Below are 11,429 nucleotides of genomic sequence, written 5' to 3'. Positions count from 1 at the left end.
GAAGAAATAAAATTATCATGAAAATGTTATTTTACAGTATTAAATATTTCATATTACTTTAAATTCATTTTTATATTTTGTTTTTAGTAAAATTATTATTTCATTTGATGCAATAAATAATATTAGTTCAAATTTCAAACATAGGAGAAAACATATAGAAGATACTCTACTCACTTTTAAGATTAATTTAGAAAGAATTTAAAGTAGGAGTAATTATGAACTTTCAACTGAAAACCGACCAGGAATTGGTACACCTTTACATTAAAGGGAATGAAATTGCGCTATCAAATCTCATCACGAGACACAAATCAAGAATTTATACTTCTATATATCTTTTAGTTAAAGACGAGTTTTTAGCTGAAGATATTTTTCAGGATACTTTTATTAAAGTAATTAAAACTTTAAAAGCAGGAAGGTATAATGAAGAAGGGAAGTTTTTGCCTTGGGTTTTAAGAATTGGGCATAATTTAGTTATTGATCATTTTAGAAAAGAAAAACGTTCGCCTGTAATTACCAACGGAGATGGTTTTGACATTTTTGATGTGCTGGGCATTCATGATGAAAGCATTGAAGAAAAAATGGTGAAGCAACAAACTTATGATGATCTTAAAGCTTTAATCCACCTCTTACCTTCAGAACAAAAAGAAGTGTTGATTATGAGACATTATGGCGATTTGAGTTTTAAAGAAATTGCAGATCTAACTGACGTAAGTATTAATACCGCCTTAGGAAGAATGAGGTATGCACTTAATAACTTACGTAAGATGATGGTAAGCAAAGAATTAACCCTAAAAAATTAATTTTAACTTTTTATTATGAAATAAAATATTAAACAAGGATACACGTTTCTATTCTATAAAAAAACAAACAAAGCGTATGATAGAAACTGTTACTCCTACTTCAAATTCAATTTTAGACAATGAAATTGATGGAATGATTTCGGTATTTACCGAGTCGGAAATCAATTTTTATGAAAGTATCAAACCTTCTTTAAATCAGTTGGCAAGAAATCCTTCATCAGAAAGTATTCAAAATATATTGAATATCTCAAAATCATTGTAATTAATTGCAATTAGAAACAAAAAAGAGGTCAATTAATTGACCTCTTTTTTGTTTTATATCTATTTAGATTTTTCACGCTGCTTTTTATAAATTTTTACCGCAATCATAATTACAACAGCAAATGCCATTAAGCCTAAAAGCCCGTAAAGCCAATCTATTGCGCTTTTTAAGATCACCGTAAAAACAATTGCCACCAAGAAAATAGTAGCTAATTCATTCCAAAATCTTAACTGAGTGCTGGTCATCCAATACTTTCCTCTTTTTAATTGAGAAATAATATTTTGACAAATCACATGATAAACAATTAACCCCGCTACAAAACCAAGTTTAACCCACATCCAATCTGTTTCTAAAAGCAGTGGGTTAAGATAAAGCATTAATAAACCTGCGCTTACAGAAAGTACCATTGCAGGGGTGGTAATGATATTCCAAAGCTTAGATTCCATTACTTCAAATTGCTTTTGAAGAATTAATCGTTCATGCTCTGGTTTTAAATTTGCTTCAGTATGGTATATAAACAACCTCACAATGTAAAACAAGCCAGCCATCCAGCTAACTACAAAAATAATATGAATGGCAAGTACGTATTGGTACACTGAAGTTATAAGTTTAAGGTTAAAAGTAGAAAGTAAAAGCTTGCAAGTAAAAGTCCTTCTCCTTCGGAGAAGGATTTAGGATGAGGCTAATACCTAAACTCCTTTACTACATCAATAGCATATTTTACATTGTCAAAAGGAATATCGGGCATAATACCATGACCTAAATTAAAGATAAATCCATTTTCTCCTCGCATACGCTCAAACAATCTGTGAATTCTGTCTTTAATTACATGTTTATCAGCATATAAAATATGAGGGTCTAAGTTTCCTTGAACCGCAATGTTTGATGGTAAACGATGCTTAATATCTTTTAAATCGGCGTTCCAATCTATAGAGATCACATCTGGTTTAGCTTCGGCCATTAAAGGCGCAAAAACTGAACTTCCTTTACAAAAAGAAATTACTGGAATATCCTTACGGTTTAATTTTGAAATGATTTCTACGTTATAGTTATGAGAAAATTCTTTATAATCGTCCCAACATAAAGCAAGCGCCCAACTATCAAATAATTGTACGGCATTTACGCCAGCAGCGATTTGAAGGTTTAAATAATCAGCTGTAACAGCTGCAATTTTGCTTAATAATTTATGTGCTAAATCTGGATGGTTATGAATAAAAAGCTTGGTTAATTTAAAATCCTTAGATGACCCACCTTCAATTAAATAACTCATTACCGTAAACGGCGCCCCTGCAAAACCAATTAAAGGGATGGAACCATTTAAACGCTGTTGAATTACTTTAATGGCATCTGCTACGTATTGCAAATTATCCATCACATCAACACGTAAATTATCAATGTCTCTTGCATTTTTGATTGGATTTGCGAATTTTGGACCTACACCTTGAGTAAAACTTAAATCGCCACCCATTGCCTCACCTGTTACTAAAATATCGCAAAACAAAATGGCGGCATCAATTCCTAATAAATCTACAGGCAACATGGTTACATCAGCAGCAATTTCTGGTGTTTTACACATCTCCAAAAAGGAATATTTGTTCTTAATTTCCCAGTACTGAGGCATAAAACGACCTGCTTGTCTCATCATCCACACTGGTGGACGTTCTGTTTTTTGTGAAAATGCGGCTTTAATAAATAAGGAATCGTTCATTTAAATTTTTTGTAGTTCTTTTTCTATATTACTTAATATACTCTTATACTTTTCTGTTAAGGGTAATTTATCTGCTTGTCTAATCCAAATTAAGCCTTTTTCTTTATCTTGATTTCTTAAACTGATGTTGGATAAGTGCATTAACGCTACGCCCAAATCACTCGCTCTTAAACCTAAAACTGCGGCTTTTCCTAAATGAAACTCTGCGTTATGATAATCGAGTTGATTAATGGCTATACTTCCCAATAAAAACTCATAGTAAGCTTTACGTATTTTTTTTAAATACGCTGGATTTTGAATAGACAAAAGAAGCGTTTTAGCTTTATCGTAGTTTTTTAATTTATACTGTTTAGCAGCTAAAATAACTGTACCTTCTTTAAAATACCCCCAAATTACTATACCTACAAACATCAGGCATAAAGCAAACACTTCATATACTTTTAGGTATACAGCCAAGGCTGCAACTAAAAATAATAAACCACAAACTGCTATTCTTGCCGAATTACTGAACATGTTTGATTAATGCCCGTCGGTAAATTTGTATCCTACACCACGAATAGAATGGAAATAGATTGGATTTTTTTGGTCTGGTTCAAAATATTTTCTAAAGGTAAGAATGAAATTATCAATGGTTCTGGTAGATGGATAAACATCATAGTTCCATACCGTTTCTAAAATTTGTTCTCTAGAAACTGCTTCATTTTTACGCTCAATTAAAAGCTTTAAAAGCATGGTTTCCTTTTTTGTTAATGCGGTAACTGTGCCATCATCATTCTTTAATTCAAAAGAGTTAAAATAAATGGTTTTGTCACCAATTTTGTAAGAATTGATTTCTTTCAAATCATCACCCTTCATACTTCTTTTGATGAGGTTGTGTACTCTTAAAATCAATTCTTCTAAGTTAAAAGGCTTAGTTAAATAATCATCAGCACCTTTTTTCAACCCCATAATCCTATCCTCGGAAGTGTTTTTTGCAGTTAAAAACATGATAGGAACTTCACTGTTTTCTAACCTTATGGTTTCAGCCACTTGGAAACCATCAATTTCTGGTACCATCACATCTAAAATAATGAGATTAAATTTCTCTTCTTTATAAACTTTTAGTGCTTTTTTACCATCGGTGACAGCTCTTACAAAAAAACCTTCCATTTCGAGGTTCAATTTGATGGCTTCGAGCAAATGCTCTTCGTCTTCCATCAATAAAATTCTTTGTTTTACAGACATTTTCTTTTTATTTAATCAAAAGAAACCTCAAAAACCGTTCCTCTTGGCTGGTTATTTTTTACTTTTATTTGTGCTTGATGATGATCAAGTACTTGCTTTACAATAAATAAACCCAAACCTGTACCTTTAGTTTTACGAGTATTTTCACTTCCTACTCTGTAAAATTTATTAAATATCTTAGGTTTCTCTTCATCGGGTATACCAATACCTAAATCGGCAACTTTAAAACACACCTTTCCATTGCTTTTTCGATGCAAATCTACATGAACAGGCATACAATCTGGCGAATATTTTACTGCATTTTCAATTAAATTGGTAACAACAGAAGCCATTGCAAATCTATCTGCCGTAATATAAACATTTGGATCTATAGCAGTAATAATTGCTTCTTTACTGCAAACATGAATTTGTAACCTCGAAACAATTTTTTCAACCAAATCTGATAAGTTTAATTCTTCTTTGGGAAAGCTGTATGATTTATTCTCTATTTTGGTAGCCAACAGCATATTCTCCACCAAATCATCCAATCGCTCTATATCTAACAAAGATTTACCAATGAAATTACGTTGTTGCTCTCGGTCTAATTCTCTTTTATGAATAGTTTGGAGATAAAGCTTTATAGAAGCCAAAGGTGATTTTAATTCGTGGGTTACCGAGAGTAAAAAATTCTTTTGCTGATTGCTTATCTTTTTATCTTTATTAATTGCTTGATGAAGCTTATAAATTCCAAAACTCATCAAAGAAATAAAGACAAATCCTTCACCCATTACCATTCCTCTTTTAGTAGGTTCTAATTCTATTAAAAGACTTGCCCACCAAAAAAGCTGAGCGAACACATAAAAAACAAGTGCATAAAATATGGCAATTGGTTTTGTCGACATGTTTATCTGTTCTTAAAAACTATATCAAGACTTTCAAAGATAGCTCTTTTAGCTTTCTCTAAATCTATTTTACTGTGTGCAGCAGAAACAAAACCTACCTCGTAACCAGACGGACCTAAATAAATTCCTCGATTAAGCAACTCTCTGTGCATCATTTTAAACTTTTCCATACTAGAGGCATCAATATCTTCTGAAGTTTGAATTTTTTCTTTTTCGGTAAAAGCAAACCAAAAAATTGATCCTATTTGAAAAACCTTAAACTTATAACTTTTAGATGTCGCATAACGTTGAATAGAATCTGTAAATTCTAAAGTTTTCTGGTTCATTTCTTTGTAAAAACCAGATTTCAAAAGTTCAGTTAACTGAGCAATTCCTGCCGCCATGGCTACCGGATTACCAGATAAAGTTCCGGCTTGATAAACACCTCCTTCAGGAGAAATATTAGACATAATTCCATTAGAAGCGCCATAAGCACCAACAGGTAAACCACCACCAATTATTTTTCCATAAGTGATGATATCTGGTTTAATATTATAAAAACCTGCAGCACCTTCAAAACCTACTCTAAAACCAGAAATCACTTCATCAAAAATCAATAACGAACAATTTTGATCGCATATCTCTCTTAGAAACTCTAAAAAATCTTGATTTTGAAGTAATAAACCATTATTTGCGGGAACAGGCTCTATAATTACACAGGCAATTTGTTCTTTAAATTGTTCGAAAGCAGCTTTCACAGCTTCCTTATCGTTTAAAGAAACAACAATGGTTTCATCAGCGTAAGCTTTAGGAATTCCCGCCGAAGATGTTTCTCCAAATGTAACCAATCCAGATCCTGCTTTTACTAAAAGCGCATCGGTATGGCCATGATAACAGCCTTCAAATTTGATGATTTTATCTCTTTTAGTTACGCCTCTGGCTAAACGAATGGCAGACATTACAGCCTCTGTACCAGAACTTGTAAACCTAATTTTCTCTATGTATTTATTATTTTTGATAATAAGTTCTGCAAGCTCGTTTTCTAAAGCAGTTGGAGCACCAAAAGACATTCCATTTTGCATCACTTCAATTACTTTCTCTCTAATTTTTGGATGATTATGACCTAAAATTAATGGTCCCCAAGAACCACAAAAATCAATAAATTCATTTCCATCAGCATCCCAAAGTCTAGAACCATCTCCTTTTTCTATAAATAAAGGAGTTCCATAAACTGATTTGAAAGCTCTTACAGGAGAATTAACTCCGCCAGGAAAATAATTTTTAGCCCTCTCATACAACTCTGCCGATTTCTCTCTGATAATATCTGGCTTGTCACCATAAACTGGAGATGCATTTTCGGTTTCGGTACTAAATATTTTTTTTATTGAATCAAACATCTTTTAAAGCATAAAACTTAAGGCATATTAATCGCCTAAAGTAAATCAAAAATTAAACCCAGCCCTTAGCTAGTACTTCTTTTGCATGGTAAGTTAAAATCACATCTGCACCAGCTCTTTTAATACCCATTAAGGTCTCCAAAGTTGCTCTTTGTTCATCTAACCATCCTCTTTGGGCAGCTGCTTTTAACATAGAATATTCGCCACTTACGTTGTAGGCTGCAATTGGTAAATCAAAATTATCTTTCATTAACTTAATCACATCCAAATAAGCTAAAGCAGGCTTCACCATTAAAAAATCTGCACCTTCTTGCATATCTAATGCACCTTCAATAAGAGCTTCTTTTTGATTGGCAGGATTCATTTGATACGTTTTCTTATCTCCAAATTTTGGAGCTGAATTTAACGCATCTCTAAACGGCCCATAAAAAGCACTCGCATATTTAGCTGTGTAAGACATAATAGAAACATTAGAAAACCCATCAGCATCTAAAGCTTCTCTAATATATTGTACTCTGCCATCCATCATATCAGACGGAGCAATAATATCTGCTCCAGCCCTTGCCTGCGCAACAGCCATGCGGGCAAGAATTTCTAAAGTTTTATCATTGATAATTTCGCCATCTTCAACCAAACCATCATGACCATCAGAACTGTAAGGATCCATTGCCACATCTGTAACAATACATGCCTCAGGAAAATGAGTTTTTATTTCTTTAATTGCTCTTAAATAAAGTCCTTTTTCATTCAAGCTTTCAGAGGCTGTTTGATCTTTCAGAGATTCTTCCAAGTTTGGGAAAAGATCGAATGATTTTAAGCCCAACTTCAAACAACTTTCTACCTCTAACAATAAATTATCTATAGAATATCTAAAAATACCAGGCATGGAGGCCACTTCTGTTTTTAGATTTTTTCCATCGATAATAAATAAAGGAAAAATAAAATCAGAGGCATGAAGACGATTTTCTTGCACCATATCTCTAATTACTTGAGATTTCCTATTTCTTCTTGGTCTGATTAACATATGATTTGAATTTTTGATTACAAGTTCTCTGATCCTTGCCCTATAATCCTTGTTCTTTAATCCTAATTAAATATCTATTCCAAAAACTACTTCTGCCAATCCAATCTCATCAGGAGATGATGGCAAAATATAATTTACATTCATTTCATCAAATTTCTTTCCTGTTGACTTTCCTATTGCTACCACTTTTTGTCCTGGATCTAATAAATTATTAGCAAAGTAAGCGTCTACGTTAGAAGGACTGGTAAAAACCAAAACATCGGCAAAACTCTGACTAACCCCTTCTTCTAAAATGGTTTCATAAACCGTTAAATCTAAAATTGTGGTTTCAGCAGACATCGCCTTCTGAATGGTTCGTAAAGAATCTTTTGCAGACGGGAATAAGATAGATTGACCATTTGCAATAACTGCAAATTCTTCGGCAATTTCAGTAGTATCAATGCTTTCACCAACAAAAGAAACAACTTTCCCTAATTGTTTTAATGCTTCTTCAGAACCTCTTCCAACTACACCAAATTTTAAATCTTTTGGTAAAATTGGCTCTAATGCAAAAAAATACTCGATCCCGTTCTTACTACTAAAGAAAATCCAATCGACATTCCTAAATATATAGGAGTCTAATTTATGAATGGTGGGAACGGTTCTAATTAAAGATCTGGCTTCAACTTCAATAGTATGCTTGTCTAACGATTTTCTAAAATAACTATGTTCACTTAATTCTCGTGAAATAAACACCTTCTTTGGCATTTTTCTTTTTTCAACATCAAACTTAGACACAATTAATTCTGCTAATCCCTCTGTAGTTTGAGAAGAAATGTATAATCTATCTGGAAACTCCTCCGCATCTTTAGATTTTGTTGTCCAAACATGAAATAGGTCATCTTCCTTCTCACAATAACAACCTAAAGGCATATGGCAACCGCCATCAAATAAATTCAGCACTTTCCTTTCAACAGCAATTTGAGCTGCAACTTCACTATTATGAATATGCTGTAAAACATCAAATAACTCCTGATCGTTTTCTCTAATCTGAATAGCTAAAACGCCTTGCGCTGGAGATGGGACTAATTCTGCAGTAGGCTCAATTTCTTCCACATAGAATTCAGATAAATCAATATTTAACCTACTCACTCCAGCCTTTGCAATAATAATGGCGTCGTAATCTTCATCCCTTAATTTCTGAATTCTTGTAGGAACATTTCCTCTTAAATTTTGAAATTCTAAATCAGGCCTAACAGCAAATAATTGAGATTGTCTTCTGTTAGATGAAGTTCCTACGGTACCATTATGCTTCACAGAAAGCTTTTTAGAAGAGTCTACACAATCCTTTAAAATCAGAATAAGCTCCGAAGGATCTTCTCTAGTAGAAACTGCAGCTATAATTAGCCCTTCAGGATTTTTAGTTGGCAAATCTTTATGAGAATGCACTGCCAAATCAACCGAACCCTCTAATAAATGTTCCTCTAATTCTTTGGTAAAAAAACCTTTTCCTTCTAATTTATCAAGTCTCAGATTAAGAATACTATCTCCTTGCGTCTTAATAATTTTCAACTCAGCCTTAACATTTATTTCAGCAAGTTTATCTTTTACATAATTCGCCTGCCATAAAGCAAGATCACTTCCTCTGGTTCCTATGGTAATTGTTCTGTTCAATACATTAGAGATTTAGTTCGTAAAATTAAACTTTACAAAATTGTTTTACTTAAAGAAAATCTATTATTTCTAATTAATGACAATTAGGGGAATATTAGTCATTATTAACCAAAATATCTTTGGCCATTATCATGGGTACACTGATGTATTTCTTTTCCATATAATTCATCACTTTTTCTAATACTTTTCTAGAATCAGCATCCAACCCATTAACTTCATCTGCAAAAACTGCGTTTAACGCAGTCTCTTTAATCTCCTTTATTTTTCTAGGAACCTCTCTCATTGCCAACTCAACTCTTCTTTGCTTAAGAATTGGTCTAAATTCTTTAATATTACTTTCAATAATCGCTTCACCATTAATTAATTCCTGATAACGCTCTTGCAAATTCTTCTCAGCAGTATCTTTTAAAGAGTTCACCTCAATATATTGTACATTGTAATTTTGTACAACTTCGGGGGCAGTATCATTAGGAATAGCCAAATCAACTATAACCTTTGCTGATTCATCACCACCTAATAGTTTTTTGTATAATTCTTCAGTAATTATAGGATCAGTAGCACTGGTACAAGTAATAATAACATCAAATCCTTTGTCAAAATTCTGAAGATCTTCCAAACTAAAAGCTTCGCCTCCAAGCTCATTAGCAAGAGATTGCGCTTTACTTAAAGTTCTATTAAAAACCGAAAAATTGGTATAGGTATGCTTTTTTAAATATTTAGCAATATTTTGGTTGGTTTCCCCTGCACCAATAATTAATATTCTAGAATTCGAACACATTTTAAGATCTCTAAGTCTCCTATAAGCTAAAGAGACAATAGAAATTGGGTTTTTAGAAATATTAGTATAAGTGTAAACTTCCTTAGCTGTCTTTACAACTCTATTCATTACCAATCTTAAATAATCGCCAGTAAATTTCTTAATTCGGCATTCTTCGTATGCTTTTCTAACTTGGGCCAGAATTTCCTTTTCACCCACAACTAAGCTCTCCAATGAACTAGAAACACGCATTAAATGATTTAGAGCCTCTTCTTGCTCAAAAACACAACAGTTTTCAACAATCATTTCTAATTGCTCACTCATTAAATACTCTGCGTGAAGAGTACCTAAAAATTCATGAACAAATTCCTTATTCACTTTTTGCTCTGCGGTAAATACAAACTCAACCCTATTACACGTCGCTAAATAGAAAATTTCAGGGATATCAAACTTAGATTTCACTAATAAAAGCCTTTCATCAATAGCTTCATTACGTAAAACTAAGCATCCCAATTCTTTCAAATCAATTTGCTTGTGCGTAAATGCTATAACCTTTAAGTACTTCAATTAGTTAATTTTTTAATTCTCACAAAAGTATAATAGCAAGCAATAGTATGTGTCAATCATTTGTCAATTGAAACTATTTAGAAGGAGTATAAATAGGGTGTTAATTGTAATATTTGGACTAAAGGTATTTATTTGCTTTATGTAGGAGTAAAGATAATTTAGAAACGCTATTTCCGTATTCCAAAAAAGTTATGTAGTCCTTCTTTCCGTTCATACGGCCTCAGGCCTTACACACGATGGCAGGTATCCACTTCAATAAGGTTTAGGTAGCCAAACCTGTACAATCAACCCAAAAAACCTGTTCGCTCTGCTATCATTTCATTAACACAAAAAATGATCAAGCGTAAAAGTTGGGGACTAGCTTAGGCATAGATTTTAGATAATCGGAACAGGAAGAATTTAACATTTCTCACCCCTCTAAATTGAGATCTAAGAGCCTTTATTTTTGCCTTAAATGATTCTGCTGATGCATTTGTGCTCTTGTTATCAAAGTAATTCAATATGGTTTCATTTTGTTTTGAATGGTTCTTGCTATGGTATTAAAGGATTTGTAGCCTAATCTCTCTATTTTATTATACCAGATTGCTAATTTCTTAAAAGCGACTAATCTATTTTTTGAATGGCTCAATATGGTAGATAGTTCCTGAGAAATCTTATAGGCTTCCTGTAAATCTGGATATGCTTAAACAACAACTCTATCTGTTATCGTCTCTACTTTATCTATTTCAAAGTAGTCGCTCAGCCCCTCAGGAAGTATTATTGATAGTAATGTAGAATTCAAAATATTGTCTTTCTACAAAAATAATTAAAAATTATTCCTCTCCAACTTTTACACTTGATCCCAAATAGTCCCCATCAGGGATTTAGAGCAGGGATAAAAACAAAAAACCCCTCATCATTTGGATGAAGGGTTTAAGCTTTATAGTCGTTAGACTTATAAAATTTGGCACCGACCTACTCTCCCACATTTTACTGCAGTACCATCGGCTCTGGCGGGCTTAACTTCTCTGTTCGGAATGGGAAGAGGTGGACACCGCCGATATAGGCACCTAAATATTTTAATAGTTGTTAGTCATTAGTTTCAAGCTATAGCCCAAAGTTTTTCAACTTAAAACATATAACTCTTAACTTATAACATGACAACAATGACATATTATTGAAAGAAGTAATTGCAGAG

At 32.9% G+C, this 11,429-nt stretch carries 11 protein-coding genes, 1 rRNA gene and 1 pseudogene; 2 read left to right on the top strand and 11 right to left on the bottom strand.

Translation table 11 applies throughout. The features are described 5' to 3' along the window. The first annotated feature begins 215 nt into the window (after nucleotides 1-215). Nucleotides 216-800, top strand: a complete 585-nt coding sequence (locus FA046_RS05290; protein WP_136825352.1) for an RNA polymerase sigma factor — start codon at nucleotides 216-218, stop codon at nucleotides 798-800. A gap of 76 nt (nucleotides 801-876) precedes the next feature. Next, on the top strand, nucleotides 877-1,062 hold the full coding sequence (locus FA046_RS05285) for a hypothetical protein (RefSeq protein ID WP_136825351.1): 186 nt from the start codon (nucleotides 877-879) through the stop codon (nucleotides 1,060-1,062). 59 nt (nucleotides 1,063-1,121) lie between these two features. On the opposite strand, the gene FA046_RS05280 is transcribed toward FA046_RS05285, so the two are convergent. The 11 genes and pseudogenes from FA046_RS05280 to rrf form a co-directional block, all read right to left on the bottom strand. Further along, a complete protein-coding gene (locus tag FA046_RS05280; protein WP_136825350.1) occupies nucleotides 1,122-1,658 on the bottom strand; it encodes a CopD family protein in 537 nt (178 codons plus the stop codon). Nucleotides 1,659-1,744: 86 nt separating this feature from the next. Then, nucleotides 1,745-2,770 carry a uroporphyrinogen decarboxylase gene (gene hemE / locus FA046_RS05275; RefSeq protein WP_136825349.1) on the bottom strand — a complete coding sequence of 342 codons (1,026 nt, stop codon included), beginning with the start codon at nucleotides 2,768-2,770 and terminating at the stop codon, nucleotides 1,745-1,747. Next, a complete protein-coding gene (locus FA046_RS05270; protein WP_136825348.1) occupies nucleotides 2,771-3,283 on the bottom strand; it encodes a tetratricopeptide repeat protein in 513 nt (170 codons plus the stop codon). It abuts the gene before it with no gap. A 6-nt stretch (nucleotides 3,284-3,289) separates the two neighbouring features. Further along, entirely contained in the window at nucleotides 3,290-3,994 is a 705-nt protein-coding gene (locus tag FA046_RS05265) for a response regulator transcription factor (protein ID WP_136825347.1), read from the bottom strand. A gap of 11 nt (nucleotides 3,995-4,005) precedes the next feature. Beyond that, nucleotides 4,006-4,875, bottom strand: coding sequence for a sensor histidine kinase (locus FA046_RS05260; RefSeq protein ID WP_136825346.1), 870 nt, complete (start codon nucleotides 4,873-4,875; stop codon nucleotides 4,006-4,008). A gap of 2 nt (nucleotides 4,876-4,877) precedes the next feature. Continuing rightward, nucleotides 4,878-6,251: a glutamate-1-semialdehyde 2,1-aminomutase gene (gene hemL, locus FA046_RS05255; RefSeq protein WP_136825345.1), complete on the bottom strand. Its 1,374-nt coding sequence runs from the start codon at nucleotides 6,249-6,251 to the stop codon at nucleotides 4,878-4,880. A gap of 52 nt (nucleotides 6,252-6,303) precedes the next feature. Further along, on the bottom strand, nucleotides 6,304-7,275 hold the full coding sequence (gene hemB, locus FA046_RS05250) for a porphobilinogen synthase (protein ID WP_136825344.1): 972 nt from the start codon (nucleotides 7,273-7,275) through the stop codon (nucleotides 6,304-6,306). A 66-nt stretch (nucleotides 7,276-7,341) separates the two neighbouring features. Beyond that, a complete protein-coding gene (gene hemC, locus FA046_RS05245; protein ID WP_136825343.1) occupies nucleotides 7,342-8,928 on the bottom strand; it encodes a hydroxymethylbilane synthase in 1,587 nt (528 codons plus the stop codon). Nucleotides 8,929-9,022: 94 nt separating this feature from the next. Continuing rightward, entirely contained in the window at nucleotides 9,023-10,252 is a 1,230-nt protein-coding gene (gene hemA, locus FA046_RS05240) for a glutamyl-tRNA reductase (RefSeq protein ID WP_136825342.1), read from the bottom strand. Between the two features lie 362 nt (nucleotides 10,253-10,614). Then, a pseudogene (locus FA046_RS17465) lies at nucleotides 10,615-10,880 on the bottom strand (transposase). Nucleotides 10,881-11,193: 313 nt separating this feature from the next. Then, a 5S ribosomal RNA gene (gene rrf, locus FA046_RS05225) occupies nucleotides 11,194-11,305 on the bottom strand. Nucleotides 11,306-11,429 lie beyond the last annotated feature (124 nt).

Origin of the sequence: Pedobacter cryophilus (genome assembly GCF_005116455.1) — a bacterium.
Lineage (GTDB): Bacteria > Bacteroidota > Bacteroidia > Sphingobacteriales > Sphingobacteriaceae > Pseudopedobacter > Pseudopedobacter cryophilum.
This window is presented reverse-complemented; position numbering and strand designations above follow the sequence as displayed.